Source organism: Sorangium sp. So ce117, assembly GCF_051524395.1.
GTDB classification, from domain to species: domain Bacteria; phylum Myxococcota_A; class Polyangia; order Polyangiales; family Polyangiaceae; genus Sorangium; species Sorangium cellulosum_B.
Map to the genome: position 1 here is coordinate 11055888 of NZ_CP150309.1, position 20013 is coordinate 11075900.

Here is a 20013-nt window from a genome sequence, read left to right on the forward strand (position 1 = left end):
CGTCGTTCGCGCCGAGGCCCCTGAACAGCACCACCGTGCCATCGAGCTGGCGAGATATGGGCGCTGGATAGACGCGTCCGCGGCCTACACCTAGTCATTGAGCCTATCGGGTGACCATGTTGAATAAGAAACTGACCAGGATGCTATTGTGCTTGTCGGGCGCGATTTTGCTCTTCGCGGTCTCGGGATGCGTTGACATCATCGGTTACCATGACAGCAAGCCGTACTGCGAACTGCATGAGGTCCGCTGCCTCAACAATGCTCCACAGCGGTGCACCGACGATCTCACATGGAAGGAGCCCTCGGCCGAGGACGTGTGCTCGGGCACAACACCGGTTTGCTCTCAAGGTGCGTGTGTCTCGGTGACCCAGATCGATGCCGGTGGCCAGCACACCTGCGCGGTCCTCTCGGACGACACCGTGGCGTGCTGGGGCAACAACGAGAACGGCCAGCTGGGCGACGGGACGCTCCAGTCCAGAGCAGAGCCTGTCCACGTTGCGGGGCTCACCGAGGTCTGGAAGGTGGTCGTCGCCGGCTCGGACGTGACAGGGCGGAGCTGCGTGGTGATGAAAGACAGATCGGTGAAGTGCTGGGGGGCCCTCATCGGCCAGAACATGCCCTCCGATGGAAGCGAGCTGAACCAGCTGGAGCCAACGGCGATCCCGGAACTCCACGATGTCGAGCACCTCGCGCTTGGCTCGGGGCATTCGTGCGCAGTCCTCCGAGACGGGACGGTGTGGTGCTGGGGTAGCAACGATTTCGGGCAGGCGGGTCAGCAGCCACGCCCATTCGTCCATGCTCCCGAGCAGGTGCACGGCCTCGGGTCGGTTCGCCAGATCTCAGCAGACCCGAGCACAGCGGACCCGGACGCTCCCAGCCTCATCGCCGCTGGCGGCGCCCATACATGCATGGTCACAGGGGACAAGAAAACAGTCCAGTGTTGGGGGTCGAACGGGTTGGGGCAGTGCGGGCTCAATACGACCGAATGGGGCTGGGGCCGCGAGGTTCGGCCGTCACAGACGGTTCCAGATCTCGATGAGGTGAACTTCCTGGATGCCGGCTACGGGCACACCTGTGCCGTCGGCCGGTACAAGGGGAGCCGCCAAACCGTGTGCTGGGGGCGTCGAGATTGCGGACATCTCGGTGGGCTCGACAATGGGGCGTGCGCGATGAACCATTGTGGGGCGGACGCCATCACCATACCGCCCGAATGCAAACAAAACACGCCCACGGTGGTCTACTCCGACCCCGATGGCGCCGAGTACCCTTCGGTCCGAGCCCTGGCCCTCGGCGCTCACCATAGCTGCGTCCTCTCCAGCGCCGATGGACAAGCCCGCGCCAGGTGTTGGGGAAGAAATGAGAACATGCAATCGAACCCGTCGGTGCGCTCACACGTCGTACCCACAGAAGAAGGTGGAATTCCTTATATCGACACGGGATTCGTCGGGCTGCTGACCGCGGGATCGCATCACACGTGCGTCAAGAGCGTTGCGGGTGATGTCATCTGCTGGGGCAGAGGGCTCCGCGGCCAGACCGGCGACAGTACTATGCCGATATGGCGCCCCGCGATGGCTGTTCAATGGAGTCTCTGATACGCCTGAAGATGCCCTGGTGACCTTTGTGCGCTCACCCGAGGCTGAATACCCAGCATTTGCGCACGGCGCAGCTGACCCGCATGAATGGACGCGCGCCATGACTCCAGGGTGGCTCGATGCGCTTGGCTTGCCTTCGAGATCTTCCGGTTCATTGTGCGTGAATTATGAGAGCGAGGCCGACGATGCGACATTACGAATTGATCATTGCATCTCAGATCTTCTTCATGCTGCCTCCCGTCGCCGGCTGCGGCCCCGAGCCGGACAATTCCGTGGAGCCGCGCGGCAGCCTCAATCGGCCGCCGCCTCCGCCGCCTCGAAAGCCTGGCGACGGTCGAGGCCTGGTCCTCGCGATCGATAAGATCTTCCTAGGCGATACGAACCCGGACACCAGCATCAACTGGGCCACCGGGTGGAAGAACTACGGTCTCGACATCGATGGCGAACTATCCACAGCCGGGTCGAGCAACCTGTGCAGGCTTGTTGGTAATGGCCTCCCAAACCGGGTCTATTTCGATGGCCCCGGCGGTATCGATAATTCGTTCGGCAAAATACTCATTCCTCTTATTCGCATATTTAACTACAGTCCATCCGCAAAAATAACCGATGAAATCTCTGCCGGCGCGTTCACGATGGTTCTTGTCATCGAAGGGCTTGGCGATGACGACTCCTACTACCCTCTCGCGGCGACGATGTATTCCGGCGCACGGCTCCCCTCGTCCCCCGGGTGGAACGGCCAGGACGTCTGGCCGGTCCTGGCTCGGCCGATGGAGGAGTCGGCCGACAACACGGCCCCAAATGGGGTCTTCCGCGAGAGCTACCTCGTCGACAATACCTGGGTGTCGGGCACTGACGGCGCCTTGGATCTGAAGCTGCGGATCTCCAAGGGATACCTCGATCTGAAGCTCCGACACGTCGTCATCACGGCGCAGCTCGACAAGGACCATCACAGCGCAATCAGCGGGACGATCTCGGGCGTCATCAAGACAGATACGTTCATCGATGACGCCAGGAAATTCGCCGCCAGCCTCAACGAAGGGTTCTGCAGCGGCAACATCGTCGATGCGATGCTCAGTCAGATCCGCTCGGCTTCGGACATCCTGGAGGACGGAACCCAGGATCCAAGCCGGGATTGCGACGCCATCTCGATCGGGGTGGGCTTCACGGCGAAGGAAGTCCGGCTTGGCGACACCGTCCCGGCCCCGGAGCCGCCGGCCGATCCGTGCCTGTGACCGGCTGGCTCTGGCTGACGCGCCGCGTCCCGCCGGGTGCCTGCAGGGCGCCGAGCGGGAGCGCGCCCCGCCCTGGCCATCGGCAGAAAGGTCTTGTCAGCGAGCAGCGCCCAGGCGAAAACAATCGCTCGAAGGGGGTCGAGCACCGACGGGCGCTGCCATGTCGTTTGTACACGGGCTATCGCAGGGGCTCATCGTTCTCGGCCGCTTTCGGCTGGACGCGGAGCTCGGTCACGGTGGCATGAGCGTCGTCTGGGGAGCGACGAACCTGGCGACGCAGAGGCCTGTGGCGCTCAAGTTCTTGAAGCGCGCGGCCCCTCATGGGTCGCGCGCAAGGAAGCGGCTTGCCCGTGAGGCGAGGGCGAGCGTGGACCACCCGAATGTCGTGGGGGTGTACGACATGTTGGAGATCGATGACACGACCCCCGTGCTGCACATGGAGCTGCTCCGTGGCCGCACGTTGCGCTCCGAGCTGCGCGAGCAAGGTCGGCTGTCGCTCCGGAGGACCGCGGACCTGCTCTGTCCGGTGGTGGCCGCGATGGGGTATGTGCATGAATGCGGGTTCGTTCACCGCGATCTGAAGCCTGAGAACCTCTTCGTCCTCGACGGTACCGCCGAGCGCCCCGGGATCAAGGTGATCGACTTCGGGGTCGTGAAGTTGATGCGGGATGACCCCGACGGCGTGGACGCGAACCTCACCACGGAAGGAGCGGCGATCGGCACGGCGGGGTATGCCGCGCCGGAGCAGGGATTGGGGAACAAGGACGTCGACGGGCGCGCGGATGTCTGGTCGCTCGGCGTCGTCCTGTACGAGTGCCTGATCGGCACGCGGCCTTTGGCCGGCGATAGCTGGAATGCCTACCTGGAGGCGAGCCTCCGCCGGGGCGCGGCGGCGCCGCCGGAAGTCGATGCGCTGGAGGTGCCGCCGGAGATCGGCGCGCTGATCGATCGGATGCTCGCCCCACGACCCGAGGAGCGTCCGACGCTGCGCCAGGTATTCGAGCTGCTGCGCGCGTATTCGTGTGAACCGGACGCTCCCTTTTCGCTGCCGGGGGTCGTGCCGCGCCCCCGGCGCACGTCCGGTGGGGCGGGCGACGCAACGGCGCCCGACTCAGCCCTCTCCGACTCGGACACAACGACCGGCGGCACGACGATGTCCGAAGAGCTCGCCGCTCAACGCGCAGACGCCGCGCGGCCCGCGCCGGGACGCCGGAAGCCGGCGTGGCGCCGCGGGGCCGTAGGGAGTGTCCTGCTCGCGGGGAGCGCACTGGTCGTGCTGGGGAGGCTGTCCTGCCATGCGGCTGATGTGCCGGCGACGGTAACGACCGCACGGTTCCTTCCTCTCCGTATGCCTGTCCTGCCGGTGGGGAGCAGCAAGCCCGCGGCGGACCAGGCCATGACCGCCATTCCAGCACCTGCCGCACCGCTCGGTACCCCACGATCGCGTGCTGGGATGACCAGGATGCCGGTGCGAGCGCCCGAACGATCCAAGGTCAACACCGATGTCCGGACGACGCCCGAAATACCCGTTGCCTCGACGGCGACCACGAACAGCGGCGCCCCAGCGGCGAAGATCGACGAGGGTGACAACGCCACGAGGCAGCCACCCCCGGACCGTCCGCCTGAGGGAACCGGCGAAAGCCGCCCGGACGCGGTGCAGAACCCCAGCGCGAAATCGCAGGACCGTGTGGGCAAGCTCATCAAGAAACCACCCTTCTGACGGCCAGGCCCTCTGCCCATGCGCCTCCGCAACGTTTTCCCGAGATGTCACCTGCTCTGCGCTGCGCTCCTCGTGGCAGTGACCGCAGCGCTTCCTCACGCCGAAGCGCAAACCAGCAAGCAGGAACGCCTGCGCGATGATGCCCGGGAGGCATTCCATCAAGGGTTCGAGCTGGCGAGCCAAGGGAGGTGGGCAGAAGCGCTCGCGTCTTACGAGCGCTCCAGGCGGCTGTACCCCCACCCGCTGACGACGTACAATATCGGGCACTGTGAGCAGGAGCTCCGGCGCTACACGCGCGCTCGACGCTCCTTCCTGCAGTTCATCGCCGAGGCTCGCGACGGAGCCGACATGGACGGCACGGCGGTGAAGGCCTGGGCGCAGATCCGCGAGATCGAGCGCGAGCTCGGGCGCCTCACGCTGTCGATCGAACCGGCCGACGCGGCGGTTCGCATCGATGGCCGCCCGCTGGAGGGCGACCTCCTTGGCGGGACGCGGGGGCGGCTCGTCGCCGGCACCCTGCCTGCGGGGCCCGGCCGGCCGCCCCCGGCAGCGCGGTTCGAGGTGCTGCTGGACGCGGGCCGGCACGAGATCGAGCTGTCGCGCCCCGGCTATCTCGGCCGCCGAGTGGCGTGGTCCGCCGCGAAGAGCGCGAACGAAACCCTCTCCCTTTCGCTGACGCCTGCGCCGCGCTCTGCCGGAGAGCGAGCGCTGCTCTACACCGGCGCATCGCTCGTGAGCGTCGGAGCGCTGGGTATCGTCGGCGGTACGGTCTCCGGCGCATGGGCGTGGGTGAAGAAGAACGCGGCGAACGACGGTCACTGTTCGTGGCAGGATAAGGTCCGCAGCTGCGATGCTACAGGGTTGAAGGCCGACCAGGATGCCAGGACCTTGTCGCATGTCGCCACCGCGACATTCTTCCCTGGTTTAGCCCTTGCCGCGGGCGGCACGGTCTTGCTGCTGTTCGCGAGAGGTGGTCCCACGCATTCAGCTGGCCCCTCTTCCAGGACGCACCTTTCGGCGGCCGTGGGGCAGAACGGAGCGCAGCTATCCCTGGAGCACGTCTGGTGAGCTGCGCAGCGCCGACCGCGGCGCCCCACCCCGAGCCTACCCGTGCTCGGCCCCATCTCCGCGGCTCACCGCTTGGGTGGCCTGTGGTCATCGAGCGTGATACCGAGCTCCTTCATCCACCGATACACCGTGTGTCGAGAGACGCCGAGATGCCCGGCCGTCGACGCCACCTTCCCCTGATGCTCCTTGAGGAGCGCTCTCAGCCGCGTGGCATCCGGCCTGGCGATCGCTTCCGGCGCCGGCGCGTCGCTCGGCCGGTCTCGCGCTTCGCCGCGCTGCGCTCCGGTGTCGACCGCCCTGCGAGCCCCCCTCGGCAGCGCCGCATCCAGCTCGGCCGACGCCTGGATCGGCTCTCCCGTCGGTGTCTCCAGGACGGACCGACGGAGCACCGCCGCGAGCTCACGGATGTTCCGCGGCCAGGAATAGAGCAGCAGCGAGAGCATGAACCGAGGCTGCACCGGTCGGTCCCCGCCGCCGAAGGCGCGCACGAAGTGCCGCACGAGGAGCGGGATGTCTTCCACCCGCTCTCGCAACGGAGGCAGCCGGATCGTGCACCCCGACAGCCGCGCATGGAGGTCCTCGCGAAAGCGGCCCGCCTCGATCAGCGCCTCGAAATCGACGTTCGACGCCGCCACGACGCGCGTGTCGACCCGGCGCGCGCTGTCGCCGCCGAGCGGCGTCACCTGGGGCTCGTCGAGGAAACGCAGCAGGCTGACCTGGACACTCGCCGCGGCTTCCCCGATCTCGTCGAGGAAGGCCGTCCCTCGGTCGGCCGACGCGAACAGGCCGAGCCGATCCCGGAGAGCGCCCGTGAAGGCGCCGCGGACGTGACCGAAGAGCTCGCTGTGGAGCGCCTCGGCGGTCAGCGCGCCGCAATTGACCGGCTTGAACGCGCCCACTCGGCCGCTCTTCTCGTGGATCTCCCTGGCTGCGAGCTCCTTCCCGGTGCCGGTCTCGCCGCGGAGCAGCACCGGCGCGCCGCCGGGAGCGAAGATCTCGACCTGGCGGAGCACCCGCGCGAGCGCGTGGCTCCGTCCGACGAGCAGCGCGCTCCGTGGGACGTCGAAGCGAAGCGGCGCGCGATGGACGAGCAGGAGCACCGGCCCCAGGCCGATGACGTCTCCTTCGGCGAGATCGCCGGAGCTCACGGGTTCGCCGTTCACATAGGTCCCGTTGTGGCTGCCTTTGTCCTCGATCCGGAGATGGTCGCGGTGCGCGACGAGCTCGGCGTGGCGGCGGGAGATGCGGGAGCTGCTCAGGCACCCTTCCCCGAGGCAGCGGTCATTGCGCCCGAGGTTCAGCGCGGTGCCCGGCGGCAGCGGCTTGCGAGTCCCGATGAGCTCCTCCCGCGGGTGGTGGACGACGCTCACGCTCCAGCTCACCTCGCGACCGCTGTCGACCGGCTCGGGCAGCTCCGCGTCGGTGCTGGTTGCCGTCGCGCTCGGCCCACGAGCGAGACCCTTTCGTTGAAGGCGCATGAGCCATGATACAACGCACGATGGTCCGGCGTCGCCGGGTCGACGTTCCCGACCGAGCCCTGCTTCCGCGCGCGTCGGCCATCGTCGACCAAGACGTCGCCCTCGACGCACGCCGGGGAGCGGTCTTCCGCCGGCCCCTTCTGCCTCATGGCCGCTTTGGGGCGTCGGGCAGGGCGAGGCGGGGGGAAGACGGGCCGCACGGCGCGGCCCGCGTGCTCGTCGGAGCGGCCCCTCAATCCGCTTCGATGTCGGAGCCTGGGTCGATGACCCGGATGCTCCCGGCCCAGGCGCAACGGCATGTCGAGTCGGCGGTGAGCGCCTTCTGCTCGGAGACCGTCACGACGGAGGCGCCCGGCGACCACGGCGCTGTGATCACCGGGACACACGGCATCGGAGTGACGACTCCCTTCGCGGCGGCGCTCGCGGCCGCGACCTCAGGATTCGCCAGCGCCTTGCACCGCCCGAAGGACGCGATGTTGACCATCGGCTGGAAGTCCATGACCGTCGCCGCGGGCGCCTCGTCGGCGTCGGTCCCGCTCGCGGCGGGCACACTGAGCGCCGAGGGAGACAGTCCCTCGCTGCATTCGAGCTTCGCTCCGTGGGTCACCAGCTTCGGCATGGGCCTCCGAGTGCGGACGCGTTGAAGGTGGAGCCGAAGAGAGACCACAAGGGCGCAAGAGACGCAAGGGGACAGAGATGAGATAGGCTTTTTTCTTTCCCTTGTGTTTCACATTCCACGCGCCCTCGCGGCTTTTCTGTCCGACAGTTGATTTCTCCAGGATTCGAACAAGATCGGAGGTTTGGTTGCCATGCGTATGGGCCCTCTATCGATCGCCTCCGGCGACGTCTCCTGCTCCGCGGTGCCCTTCCGCTACCGGAAGCGACTCTGGCTCACCGTCGTCGTCAAGGCGAGCTTCGCGATCGTGCCGGGCGGGCGTTCGATCCACGTGGGAGCGGCTGAGCTCCACTCGGAGGAGCGGCACCTCGGCGGCCACCCTGCCCGCAGCATCGAGGCGGCCAGCGATCTCGCTCCCTACCTCCCGCGCTGCGACGTGACGTTCGTCGGGCACGCCTGCGCGCCGGGCGGTCGCCCTGCGCCCGCGGTATCCGTGCGGCTCGGCCTCGCCCGCGACGGTCGGCCGATCCTCGACAAGGTGCTCCACGTCTTCGGCGATCGCGGCCCCGGCGGGCCGACGCCGTTCGAGCGCATGCCGTTGGTCTACGAGCTCGCCATCGGCGGCCGGGGAGAGCCGAACCCGGTCGGCAAGCCGATACCGAATCTCGTCGATCCGGCCGACCGCTGGCGTCCAGCCTGCTTTGCGCCGCTCTCCCGGCTTTGGCCGCCGCGGAGCAGCCTGCTTGGAGACATCGATCCTCACATCCTCGAGGCGCCGATCGCCGAGATCCCCGACGCCATCCCGTGGGGATACTTCCAGGCGGCGCCGCCGGACCAGCAGCTCGATTATCTGCGAGGCGACGAGTGGTTGGTCCTGGACGGCCTGCACCCCACCGCGCCGCGCGTGCAGACGTGCCTGCCCTCGGCTCGCGGTGCGGTCCGCGTGCTCGTGCGATCGATGAGCGCGCCGGCGGTAGGACGGGCGGTCGACATGGTCTGTGATACGCTGGCGATCGATGGAGATCGCCAGCGCTTCACGCTTGCATGGCGGGGCTGCGTCGACCTGCCCGGCGGGGAGGCGGCGCTGCCATCGCTCGTGGTAGCAGCGGCGCTCCAGGTCCAGGGCCGCGACGTGGATTGGGCTCGACTGTGGACCCAGGGCCCGCTGTCGCCGCTCTCGTCGGCGCGGCCGGTCTTGGCGACCGAGGCCGATTGTCTTGGCACGGTGACGCTCGGGCTCATTCAGCAAACGATCGCGCCGGCGCAGGCGGGCACGGCGTCCCTGGGCGCAGACATGCGCGACGCGGTCCTGTCGGCGAGGCTCGATGTAATACCGCGGGGCAGCGCTCCGCTCCCTCCTGTACCCGCGCCCGCGGGCGGGCCGACGCCGGGACAGATGTCGTCTGTCGATGATTCCGGCGAGGGTACGATCGCATTGCTGCCCGATCGTCAAGCGATGGCGGGGCTTCGAGAGGTGGCGCCGTTCCCGATCCCGCCCGCCGGGGCGCCTGGCCCAGTCGCCATGGTGCCCGGAGCGCCGTGGAGCCTGCCTGTAGCACAAGTGCAGCCGCCGCTCGACAGCGAAGGGACGCTGCTGCCGCTCGACAGCGGTGATTCGTTCTCCCCGCGGTCGCCGATGTCCGCACCGCCGCCGGTGGTAACGCCATCGCCGAGAGGCGCGCCTCCGTCGGAATCGCCGGTATCACCGCCTCTCGTGCTACCTGCTCCCGTGGCCGCGCCGGTGCCTCCCCCTGCGCTCGTGGCATCGCAGCCTACGCCGCCACCTGCGCTCTCGCCACCAACGCCCGGCTCGCCGGAGGCACTGATAACAAAGTTGCGCGCCGCCGGCGCGAGCAATAGCGATATTGAGACGCTCATGCGAGCACTGAAGCCGCCCCCGCCAAACGACGACTGAGCCGGCAGGCATCGCGGCGAGGGGGCGCTTCGGCGCGATGCCTTTTCCCGAAACGAAATTGACGGTCCAAGCTTGCTCACCCCTCCGGTGCCACCGGTAGCCCGAGCAGCCGACCGATCGCTTCGTGAACGACCTGGGCCGCCACTTCATCCCCGAGGGCGACGGCGCGGCTCAGAGTGCTGGCGAGCGAGGCGACCACCGCGGCCCGACGCGACGTCTCGGTCACGGCGAGCTCCCCACGCCCAGGGCTTGACGGTCGGGCCCGGGTTGGGCCATGCCTTCCGACGATGAGGCAGCCCTGAGGTCAAGGGCTTGAGCGCTCTCTTTGCGCGGCTGGTCGGCTTCGGCTCGGCAGCGACGGCGCTCGGCGTCGTCAGTGCAGGTCGTTTCGGCATGGACATCTCCCTTCGCCCTGGTCGGGCGTCGTTCCGCTTGTGCTTGAGCACCTCGTCGCGTCCGCAGGAGCGAGCTGTGGCTCGATCGACGATCCGCATTCACAGGCCGGCGGTCGCCCTGGTGGCCTGGATGCATGCTGGGGTCCGAAACGGGACCGTGGAGGCGCATTCTAGGGGACGGCATGTTCGACCCACAGGCCGATCACCCGGAAGGCTTCCGCGCTCATCCACGTGGCCCTCTTTCACGCTCCCAGCGTGACGCGCTCGTGGCGCACGTTCCCGTAGGGGGAAAGTCAGTGCATCGAGGCCCTCCTTGAGGTCGAGACCGGCCTCGAGCGAGCCGTTGCCCGAGCGGCGCCGAGTCCCTTGTCGATCGAGCGCTGCCGGCGGCGCGCCTTGACCGCGGCCTCCTTCATGCTTTGCGCCTGCTGCTCGATCGACTGGGCTTGCAGCCGTAGGCCCTTGGCCGAAGCGACCGCTGCGCTCTGCGCATCGTAGACCGTGCCGTCGCGCCACATGGCCCACAGCACACCCGACAGCCGCCGCGCCAGCGCCACGACCGCAATGTGGCGACCCCGGCGCTCGTCGATGGCCTTTGCCCATCGACCTAGCGGGTCGTCGCCGCTCTTGTGCCGCAGGATCGCGTGCGCCGCCTGCGTCAGCAGCGCGCGCAGATAGGCATTGCCTTGCTTGGTGATCGCGCCCAGCCGCTGCTTGTTGCGTCCCCCGGAGGTGTCCTCCGAGGGGACCAAGCCCAGGTAGGAGGCGAGCTGGTGGGCGTGGTGAAAGCGCTTCGCTTCGTCCACCACCGAGACGAATGCGGCGGCGATGACCAGCCCCACGCCGGGTGCCGTGGTCAGCCGCACGATCACCGGCTCGTGGGTGCACAGCTGCTCGAGCGCGGCATCGGCCAGCGCGATCTGAGGGGTGAGCATCTCCAGCGCTGTCACCAGGGGTCCAACGAGCAGGCGAGTCTCGGCCGGCAAGGCAGCCGCGCTCAGCACCGTGAGGAAGCCCTCGGTGGTGCACCTCGCGAGCTTGTGTCCGCAAGCGCGCAGGATGCCGCGCACGGTGGTGACGTACTGGGCCCGCGTCTCAACCAACGCGCGCCGGACAGCCAGCTGGTGGCGAATGGCCCGCCGGTGAGGCGACAGCACGTGAGCGAGTGGAATGCCCCCGCGCTCGACGGCGCGCGCTAACGCCTCGGCATCAAGGCGGTCATTCTTGCGGCCGTGCTGGCCGATGCCGAGCTGACGAGCTCGCGTGGTGTCGACGACCAGCACGTCGTGACCCCAGTCGCGCAGCGTGTCGTGCACCGCCCAGGCCTCGCGGCACGCCTCGATCGCCACCCGGGCCGGCGAGGACGACGGGCCGAGGAGATCCTCGAGCGAATCGAGCGAGCGAACCGTGCGTCGTAGCACCACGCTCCCGCACGCCACCTCGCAGAATGAGATCTCATGGACCCCCAGATCCAGCGCTACACTTCGCATGGCTGACCTCTCCTGGGCCCCCGTCTTCTGCGTCGTCGAACGCGTGGGGGTGCCCGCAGGCAACCCTGCAGGCGAGAGGTCAGCCACATTGCTCGCTGCTGCGAGCGGCTCTTTCTTGCTCGCTCCTCTCCAGAGCCTGGAGCCCCCGCCGGAGGCCTCCGTCCGCCCATCGCCCGCAGCTTTGTCCGGCTGGAGCGCGCAGGGGGAGTCAAGGGCGGCGGAGCCGGCGAGCTCCGCTCGCGAACCCTTGACGCCTCCGAGCACTCCAGCACCCTCGGCTGCCGATGGGCCGACCTCCACGGTGCTGCGGGCTGTCTTCGCAGGCCCCACCGCGCGAATGCGTCGAGCAGAGGCTCGGGTCGGTGCGGTCGGCATCATGGGTCCAGGCGCCCCGTGGGCTGCCTCATCCCATCTAGAGGGTGCGATCCGTCGTCACGCTCTCACCACATCCCGGGGCATCCGACGGATCGCGACGGTTCGCCCCCGCGGAATCGTCCCGCCAGGGATCCGTCTCGCGAACGAGGAGAAATTTTGACGCAAAGACGCCAAGGACGCAAAACTGCACAGAATCTGTTCTTTTTGCGGCTTTGCGGCTTTGCGACTTGCCGTTGAAATCTCTCGCCGGATCAGGCCTTGAGCTCGTCGAGCTCGCCGGCCTGGCCGAAGGAGCCGAAGTTCGCGATCGGCCCCCCGCCCTCCTCGGTGCAGCCGACCGCGTTCGCGAGCGTCGTGAGCAGCTTGTTGTGGGGCGCGTCCTTGTCCTGCACCGTGCTCGACTGCCGCGTCACCTTGATGTACTGCCCCGTCTTGAAGTAGCCGCCGCAGCTCCCCGCGATGATGTACGGCAGGTCGCGGAAATCGTGGCGCAGGCCGTCGGAGAGCTCGTTCATGAACACGACGGCGCTGTTGTCGAGCACCGTCGCCCCGCCCTCCTCGTAGCCGGCGAGCCGGTCGAGCAGATAGACATACTCGCCCATGAACCAGCGATCGATGTTGAAGAGCATCTCCTCGTAGCCGTCGACGGCGCTCCCGGTGTCGTCGTCCCTCGTGTTCCCGTGCGAGAGCTTGTGGTGGTTGTACTCGTGGGCCATCCCATCCCACTTGAAGATGGGCCCCGCCGCGCCCGAGCCCCATTGCAGCGTCGCCGACCGCGTCGCGCCGGTCGCGATCGCCAGCGCGAGGATGTCCATCTGCATCCGCCCGACCTTCTTGAACTCCGCGTCGAACCCCACCGTGTCCGGATCGATCCCCTCGATCTCCGCAGCTCGCTCCGGCGAGAGCTCGCGCGGGATGATCCCCGAGCCGCCCATGCCCACCTCGAGGTCGCGCACGGTCTGGAAGTGCATGTCGAGCTTGTCGCGATCGGCCTTGCTGAGCTTCTTCTTGAGCAGGGCCTCGTACTCGACCGAGACCAGGTCGAGCACGCTCTCGCGGCGCTTCGTGAGCCGCACGAGCGCCTCCTCTTCGAGGTCCGTCCCGCCGACAAGGTCCCGGTACGCGAGCCACGGGTTGTTCTCGCCGCTGACGGGCTGCTCGCTTCCGGTGTACGAGATGTGCCCGCGCACGTTCGGCGTCTTCGCCCCGACCATCAGCGTCAGCGCGGGCGTGCCCGGCGGGTTGATCTTGTTCGCGATGAACTGGTCGAGCGAGATCCCCGCCGCGTACTGGGTGCCCTGGACGAGCGGCTGCGCCGTGAGCTTGCAGCCCATCCCCTTCGCGTGATCGTCGCCCGCGCTCGGGTCGAACCCGTAGCCGCGCGGCACCATGTGGATGCCCCGCGGGATCAAGAGCTTGTCCCGGTACGCGGCGAGGGGCGCTATCGCGCGCGTCGCCCCGAACGACGCGGCCGTCAGCGCGCCGTACTGCGTGCTCGGGAAGAACTTGGCCATGTTCACGCCGTTGCACATGAAGAAGGCAATGAACCGGCGCGGCGCGCTCGCGTCGGCCTTGGCGTCGCGCGGGCGCAGCGACTCGAGGAGCGGGAGGCCGAGCATCACCCCGCACGCGCCCCGCAAGAACGTTCTGCGATTCATTGGTCCACCTCTTCCACGGCCCGGTACCTGAACGTCTTCGTCTGCGTGAGCGCGACAAGCAGCTCCTTGATGTTGTACCCGGACGCGCCGAGCTTCTCGTCGAGCTCGGCGATCGTGCACGCGTCCTCCCGCGAGAGCTGGCGGGCATTGCCGTAACGGTACCAGTTCGTCAGATAACACCGCTGCGCGACGGGGCTCTCCGCGAGCTGCGTCGCGAAATCCACGGCGCCGTCGAAGCTGATCTCACCGTCCCCGACGGCGATCGTGCCGCTCGCGTCGATCGTCTCGCCGTCCTCGTCGGCGCGGTAGCGCCCGACCGCGTCGAAGTGCTCCAGCGCGAAGCCCGGCGGGTTGATCACGGCATGGCAGTCGTTGCACGCCTTCGGCGACGTGTGCACTTCCACCTGGTCGCGCGTCGTCTTGATCTCGCCCTGGATGGGCGGCAGCGTCGTGTTGATGTCCGCCGGCGGGTCCGGGAGGTCGGTGCAGAGGATCTGGCGCTGGATGAACACGCCGCGGTGGATCGGCGAGCTCTTGTTGAAGAACGCGTGCGAGCTCAGGAAGCCGGCCTGCGTGAGGAGCCCCGCCCGCTCCGCCGGGTCGAGCGGCGTCTCCACGAGCTCGCTCGTGAACGACCCCTCCACGCCGTAGATCGGGGCGAGCCTGTCGTTCACGAAGCCGACGGGCGCCGTCATCAGCGTCCTGAAGTCGCCCTCCATCTCGAGGACGACGTGCCGGATGAACTGCCTCGTCTCGGCCGCCATGGCCGAGGACACGCTGGCGTCGAAGTCCTCGTAGAGCGCCGGATCCTTCGAGAGATCCGCGTAACGGCTCATGTGGAGCCACTGGGCGTGGAAGTCGTCCAGGGCGCTCGTGGCCTTGGGGTCGGCGAGCATGCGCCGCGCCTCGGCCTCGATGCCCTCGGGCGTGCCCAGCGCGCCGCCCTCCGCCGCTTCGAGGAGCGCGTCGTCGGGCAGGCTGTTCCAGAGCAGGTACGAGAGCCGCGTCGCGACCTCGTGGGCGTCGAGCGGGATGATCCCCCCGCCGTCGAGCTCCTCGCTGAGCTCGATGCGGTAGAGGAAGTGCGGCGACTGGAGCATCGCCTCGATGACGTGGCGCACGCCCTGCTCGAACGGCGTGCCCGCGTCGAAGAGGCCGTTGCCGCGGGCGTAGGCGGCGGCGTACGCCTCCTCCTGCTCCGCCGAGAGCGGTCTCCTGTAGACGCGCTTGCCGAGCTCGCGGATGAGCTGCCGGGCGCAGGCCGCGCCGTCGCCCTCCGGCGCGCACGGCACGATCTTGCCGAGCACGGCCTGGTCGACGACGGCGTCGGCCGCGATGGTCTCCGCGGCGCGGCGGTAATCGCGGGCGAGGCGGTCGGAGACGAGGAGCCCCTTGGCGTTGTTGTTGAACCCCTCGAACGCCGGGTCCGCGAGGAACGCCGCCGAGGCCTTCATGTCCTTGCCGAAGAGGTCCCGGACGGTGTTGTCGTACTGCGCGTGCGTCAGCCGCGTCAGGCGCGGGGTCGGGCCTGGCGCGGTGACGCCGGGCTCGCACTGGGCGCCGGGGTCGGGACCTGGGCCGGTGCCGGTGCTGGTGCTGGTGCCGGGACCGTCGCCCGGATTCGATCCGCCGTCTCCAGACGATCCCGAGCACGCGGCCGCGCTGGAGAGCGCGATGGCCGCGAGCAGCATCCTCGGGGTGCTTCGATTCACGGGCAGCTCCTTCGTGAATGAGCTCGAAGAAAGAAGAATCTACGAGCGCTCCATGGAACAGGCTATCGGGGCCAGGAGCTCAGCGTCAATGCGAGGCGACGGTGGAGCGGACGGTTCTTTCGGTCCCGTCGGTCCCGTAGGTTCCGTCGGTCCCGCCCAATGCGCCGGAGCTGTGCACCGGAATCGGCGCAGCGCGGCGATGACGCGCCGAGACTGGAAGGCGCCCAGGTGGGCGCAGGAAAGTGCCTTATCCACGATTCAGGAGACAGCGCCTGATCACGCACGCCAGGAGCGCTGGTCGTTCCTGGTCGTTCAAGGTGTCGGGGGCATTTGCGGCTGACACCTGCCCGACGAGCAGACCGCCGCCATCCCGTCCGGGAACGCGGGCGCGCACGGAGGGCACGCGCCCATGCCGGCGGGACAGACCAGGGCATCGAGCTCCGCGCTCCGGTTGAGGGCGACGATGCCTGTCCCGTCGCACCCCTCGCAGCAGCCGAGACCGTCGCGCAGGGCGCAGTCCGAGTCGACAGTGCACTCCGTCAGCGGCGACTCGCGCACGTCGAGGACGACGCAGCGCCCCGCCTCGCACGTGGCGGTGAAGTACTGGGTCGTGCGCTCCGCCTCGGTGACCTCCGGGCACGCGCCGCACGCGACGCCCCCGCACCCCTGGATGATCTCGTTGAGCTTCGTCCCGGCGCGGTTGATGGCCCTGAAGTTCTCGGCATTGGCCGTATCACAGGCGCCGCAGCAGCCCCGCGACACGAGGATGCAATCGCTCGGCGCGTTGCAGACACCTATGTCGGGCAGCTCGCCCTGACAGGCCTCCTCGCACGCGGCGAGGGAATCGAAGCGGTTCTCGTTGCCCTCGCAGCCGCCGTAGGTGAACTCCCTGCACGCGCCGGCGGCCGGGTCGTACCAGTATTTCGGGAACGCCGCCTCACACGGACCAGGATCCGCCGGCAGCAGGCACCGGACGGGCAATTGCCCGCCGCCGCCACCGCCGCCGGTCTCCGCAGACGAACCGCCTCCGCCCGGGTCCCCGCCGCCCGAACCTGCGGGGTCCACCTTTCCGGAGCAGCCTGCGGCGAGCAGAAGGGAGCTAAGCAAGCCAAGACCCAGGGATAAGCGCCGAGGCATGCCGGGCGAGTTGCAACGGGCATGCCCTGGGCGTCCGTCGATGCGCCCGCCGATCTCGGCCCGGATCGCGCGGGCGCCGGGCCTCGGTGTGCCAGACGGCGCGGCACACCATGACAGCGTCGTCGAGGGGACCGGTCCTGAGCTGCTCGCCGTCAGGGGTCGCGCGTCAGCCGGACATTGTAAAAGATGGCGCTTTCGATCGCGATGCTGCCGTTCGCCTCCTGTTGACCGAATTCAAGATCGAAGTCGACCCGTTCCTCCGCGAGCTCCGCGTCCACTGTGCACCCGGACTCGCGACAATGGCAAACCTCCTTGATGCACAGATCGATATAGGCACAGTCGACGGGCTGATCGGCCAGGAAGCAGCCGTCGCTGCCTTGCAGGTAGCCCTGGTAGGACTCGCAGAAGTAGGTGCGCTCGAGGCCGCCCGGGGTGACCACAAGGCGCGGCGTCTGGAGCTCGCACCAGCCCTTCCAGAGCTCTGTGGGGGCGATCGAGAAGCGCAGCCGGCTCTCGCTGAGCTGCGCGCCCAGCAGCGTGAAATCGAAGCCCTCGTAGGGCAGGCCGAGCGCGTAACTAACCTCTATCCCGGGGTTCGGGGGATAACCCACGTCCGGATCCGTGGGCGGAGGCATCGATGGCTCCGCCCCGAAGCGCACCGTCCCCTGGATCGCCGAACCCTCCACCGTATCGATGTCGAGCTGCACCGCGTCCGATCCCGAACGGAACTTGAAGTTCTCGACGTATCCCTCCCAGTGCGCGACGAGCAGCGCGGCCGCGCCGGATCCGCCGCCGGATCCGCCGCCGCCGGAGCTGGCCTCATCGCCGCCGATGGGCAGGTCTTGCGACTGACAGCCGATGTTCCCGAGCGAGGCAGCAGCGAAGAGCAACGCGAGCGCGACGCGAGTCGAATGATTCATGGTTCCTCCTGTCTCTTGCGGTCCATCGCTACATGGCCGGCGCGAGGAACATCCGTCTCTGTCAGTCGAGATTTTCTCGGAACGCGCAGGAGGCGCGGACTCGGCCCGCGTGCACCGAGCCCGGCGCCTCGCCGAGGAGCCGCTCGGCCTCCGCGCGTGCCTCCGGCGCCCGCCCTGCGGCGCAGAGGGCGAGCACGCGCGCGGCCATGCGCTCCTCGCGGAGCTGGCCCTCTGGAAACCGGGCGCCGAGGTCGTCGAGGCGATCGAGCGCGGCCGACGGATCGCCGTCCCGCACGGCGTCCTGCGCCTCGCGCAGCAGGGCCATCTCCGCGGCGAGCGAGCTCGGCCTCGCCGGCTGTCCGCCGCGCGGGCGCGCCGGCTCGCGTTCGCCGCCGCCTGTTGCGGGCGAGGGCGGGCGCGCGGCGTCCTCCACGCTGGGCGCGGCGTCCTCCGCGCCGGGGTCCAGCGGCCGCGGCGGTGCCGGCGCGACCGCGCGGGCGGCGCGCGAGGGCGGGGGCGCCGCCGTCGGCGCCGGCGCGGCGTCCGGGGCCGCCGCGGGCGGTGTCATCGCGGGCGGCGTCACCGCGGGCGGTGTCATCGCGGGCGCGCTCGCCGGCGGCGCTGCGCTGGCCGGCGGAGGCGCGTCGACGGTCGCCCTGCCGGTGAAGAACCCGCCGGCGAAGGCGACGGCGCCGATCAGCGCGCCCGCTGCGATCACCTTGCCCGAGAGCACGCCGCCGGCCGCCTTGCCCGCGAGGACGCCGCCGCCTGCCCCGCTGCCCGCGAGCGGCGACGGGGGCGAGGTGGGCGCCTCCCCGGACGGCTCCTGCGGCGCGCCGACCGCCAGCTTGCCCGCGAGCGCCGCGCGGAGCCGCGCCTTGTCGGACGGCGCGAGCCCGTCCGCTCGGGCCGCCCTCAGGAGCGCGCGCGCCTTGTCGCCCGGATCGCTCATGGCCATCCGCCCCCGCGCCTCGCCAGCGCCAGCTCGAACTCGCGGCGCGCGGCGCGCAGCCGCGAGTAGACGGTGTTCAGCTTCAGGTCGAGCGCCGCGGCGATCTCCGGCGCGCTCAGCTCCTCGATCTCCGCCATCACGAGCACCGCGCGCTTGTCGTCGTCGAGCTCCGCGAGGAGCGCGTCGACGAGCTTCAGCGCCTCGACCTGCTCGAGCCGCTCCGCCGGCCCCGGCCCGCGGTCCGCCACGCCGCCCGGCAGCTCCTCGAGCCCGCCCTTGCGCCGGACGAGGCGCCGGTGATCGCGCGCCACCCGGCAGAGGATCGCGAACAGCCACGCCTTCACGCTCGACCGCGGCTCGAGCTCGCCGAGCCGCCGGTGGACCACGACGAAGACGTCCTGGAAGGCGTCGTCCAGGCTCGCCTCGCTGACGCCGAGCCGGCGCAGGTTTCGCCAGACGAAGTCGGCGTGCTCGTCGTAGACCGCGTCGAAGTCGAGGACGACGGGCGCGTCGTGGGCGCCGAAGTGCGGATCGAACACGGACCCCGCGAAGGGAAGCGCCGACGCGGGGGACGTCCTCGTCACGCGAAGTACATGGCCGGCGCCCTCTGAATCCGTCACGGAAATCGCACCTCGACCCCCAGCGAGGCGCGGAGCGTGGCGGCGGCGCTCCGGTGGACCGCGCCGATGCCGACGAGCACGAACCGATCGCGCGTCACCGGGAACGGAACGTCGATCGTGAGCGGGACGCGGAGCCGGTCCGAAAGGGTGAAGGTCGCGAGCGCTCCGGGATGCGGCGCGACCCAGAGCGCCCGGTTCGAGCCGGGCGACGCCGCGCCGAAGCTGTCCGCGCTCATGACGCCGACCTCGACGCCGGCGCAGGGTCCGAGCTCGATCGAGCGATAACGCATCGCGTAACACACGCGCAATCCGCCGGTGGTCAGCTGGACGTCGCCGCCCATCGTCGTCCGCTCGACGAACGCTTGCTGCGCGCCGAAGTAGGTGCCGGACAGCTCGACGCGCACGGCTCCGATCAACATGCCCGCGGCGATGCCGGCGCCCGGGGCGACCGCCGGGAGCGAGGCGGTGTCGAGGACGCCGGAGGCCCTGAGCGTGCCGCGCAGCTCGAGGGGGCGCGACGGGCCCTGCGCCGGGGCCGCGCTGGCCCCTGGCGGGGGCGAGGCCGCGGTCGGCGCCTCGACGGCGGTGGGCGCGTCCGGAGATGCGTCCGCCGCCGCCGAGGCGCCGGCGCCTGGATCCGCGCCGGCGCCTGGATCCGCGCCGGAGATGTCGCCTGGCGCCGCGCCGGTGTCCGGCGCCGCCGTCGGGGTGCCGCGGCTCGCTGCGTCCGGATCGATCGCGAGCGCGATGATCAGCGCCGCCGCGTCCGCGAGCTCCGCGCAGGTCTCGCCGTGGAGCTCGCGCGACCGTGTCGTCTCGCCGAGCGTCGTCGTGAGGCGGAGGTCCCACGACCCGCGCTCGTTCCGGGACACCACCGCGCGCGCCTTCAGCGGCGGCTCGCCGTTCGCCTCGGATGACCGCCCGAGGCGCTGCTCGATCTCGGCCAGCACGCGCGATCGATCCGCGCATTCCCCGGGCGCGATCCAGTCGAGCTCGACGCCGCCCGCGCTCGCCGCGGTGTCGGCGCGGGCATCCCCCGCCACCGCGGCGAGCGCGGCGAGCGCGAGCGCGGAGACGACGAGGGACTCGGCGGCAGCGAGGAGGCCGCGCCGACAGGGATCGAGCAGGCCCAT

At 69.5% G+C, this 20013-nt stretch carries 15 protein-coding genes; 5 read left to right on the forward strand and 10 right to left on the reverse strand.

Annotation, left to right across the window (positions count from 1 at the left end; genetic code table 11):
- Positions 1 to 116 precede the first annotated feature (116 nt).
- The 4 genes from WMF46_RS41485 to WMF46_RS41500 all read left to right on the forward strand — a co-directional run bounded on the left by WMF46_RS41485 (position 117) and on the right by WMF46_RS41500 (position 5612).
- A complete protein-coding gene (locus WMF46_RS41485) occupies positions 117 to 1592 on the forward strand; it encodes an RCC1 domain-containing protein (RefSeq protein WP_437982280.1) in 1476 nt (491 codons plus the stop codon).
- A gap of 185 nt (positions 1593 to 1777) precedes the next feature.
- Positions 1778 to 2824, forward strand: coding sequence for a hypothetical protein (locus WMF46_RS41490; RefSeq protein WP_437982281.1), 1047 nt, complete (start codon positions 1778 to 1780; stop codon positions 2822 to 2824).
- Positions 2825 to 2984: 160 nt separating this feature from the next.
- Positions 2985 to 4544: a protein kinase domain-containing protein gene (locus WMF46_RS41495; RefSeq protein WP_437982282.1), complete on the forward strand. Its 1560-nt coding sequence runs from the start codon at positions 2985 to 2987 to the stop codon at positions 4542 to 4544.
- A gap of 348 nt (positions 4545 to 4892) precedes the next feature.
- Positions 4893 to 5612: a hypothetical protein gene (locus tag WMF46_RS41500; protein WP_437982283.1), complete on the forward strand. Its 720-nt coding sequence runs from the start codon at positions 4893 to 4895 to the stop codon at positions 5610 to 5612.
- 65 nt (positions 5613 to 5677) lie between these two features.
- On the opposite strand, the gene WMF46_RS41505 is transcribed toward WMF46_RS41500, so the two are convergent.
- Both WMF46_RS41505 and WMF46_RS41510 read right to left on the reverse strand, forming a co-directional pair.
- On the reverse strand, positions 5678 to 7090 hold the full coding sequence (locus WMF46_RS41505; RefSeq protein WP_437982284.1) for a sigma 54-interacting transcriptional regulator: 1413 nt from the start codon (positions 7088 to 7090) through the stop codon (positions 5678 to 5680).
- A 232-nt stretch (positions 7091 to 7322) separates the two neighbouring features.
- Positions 7323 to 7709 carry a DUF4280 domain-containing protein gene (locus WMF46_RS41510; RefSeq protein WP_437982285.1) on the reverse strand — a complete coding sequence of 129 codons (387 nt, stop codon included), beginning with the start codon at positions 7707 to 7709 and terminating at the stop codon, positions 7323 to 7325.
- A 190-nt stretch (positions 7710 to 7899) separates the two neighbouring features.
- Between WMF46_RS41510 and WMF46_RS41515 the strand changes: the two genes are divergently transcribed.
- A complete protein-coding gene (locus WMF46_RS41515; protein ID WP_437982286.1) occupies positions 7900 to 9621 on the forward strand; it encodes a DUF2169 family type VI secretion system accessory protein in 1722 nt (573 codons plus the stop codon).
- Positions 9622 to 10309: 688 nt separating this feature from the next.
- Here WMF46_RS41515 and WMF46_RS41520 read toward each other — a convergent pair.
- The 8 genes from WMF46_RS41520 to WMF46_RS41555 form a co-directional block, all read right to left on the reverse strand.
- Positions 10310 to 11884 (reverse strand): IS110 family transposase, encoded by a 1575-nt coding sequence (locus WMF46_RS41520; protein ID WP_437982287.1) that lies wholly within the window; start codon positions 11882 to 11884, stop codon positions 10310 to 10312.
- Between the two features lie 248 nt (positions 11885 to 12132).
- A complete protein-coding gene (locus tag WMF46_RS41525) occupies positions 12133 to 13539 on the reverse strand; it encodes a DUF1552 domain-containing protein (RefSeq protein ID WP_437982288.1) in 1407 nt (468 codons plus the stop codon).
- Entirely contained in the window at positions 13536 to 15251 is a 1716-nt protein-coding gene (locus WMF46_RS41530; RefSeq protein WP_437982289.1) for a DUF1592 domain-containing protein, read from the reverse strand. The genes WMF46_RS41525 and WMF46_RS41530 overlap by 4 nt, the downstream gene beginning before the upstream one ends.
- 312 nt (positions 15252 to 15563) lie before the next feature.
- On the reverse strand, positions 15564 to 16358 hold the full coding sequence (locus WMF46_RS41535) for a BPTI/Kunitz domain-containing protein (RefSeq protein ID WP_437982290.1): 795 nt from the start codon (positions 16356 to 16358) through the stop codon (positions 15564 to 15566).
- 182 nt (positions 16359 to 16540) lie between these two features.
- A complete protein-coding gene (locus tag WMF46_RS41540) occupies positions 16541 to 17308 on the reverse strand; it encodes a hypothetical protein (RefSeq protein WP_437982291.1) in 768 nt (255 codons plus the stop codon).
- A 61-nt stretch (positions 17309 to 17369) separates the two neighbouring features.
- Positions 17370 to 18260: a hypothetical protein gene (locus WMF46_RS41545; protein WP_437982292.1), complete on the reverse strand. Its 891-nt coding sequence runs from the start codon at positions 18258 to 18260 to the stop codon at positions 17370 to 17372.
- Positions 18257 to 18880 carry an RNA polymerase sigma factor gene (locus WMF46_RS41550; protein ID WP_437982293.1) on the reverse strand — a complete coding sequence of 208 codons (624 nt, stop codon included), beginning with the start codon at positions 18878 to 18880 and terminating at the stop codon, positions 18257 to 18259. Before WMF46_RS41550 ends, WMF46_RS41545 begins: the two co-directional genes overlap by 4 nt.
- Complete coding sequence (locus tag WMF46_RS41555; RefSeq protein WP_437982294.1) at positions 18877 to 20013, reverse strand: hypothetical protein; 1137 nt, start codon at positions 20011 to 20013, stop codon at positions 18877 to 18879. The genes WMF46_RS41550 and WMF46_RS41555 overlap by 4 nt, the downstream gene beginning before the upstream one ends.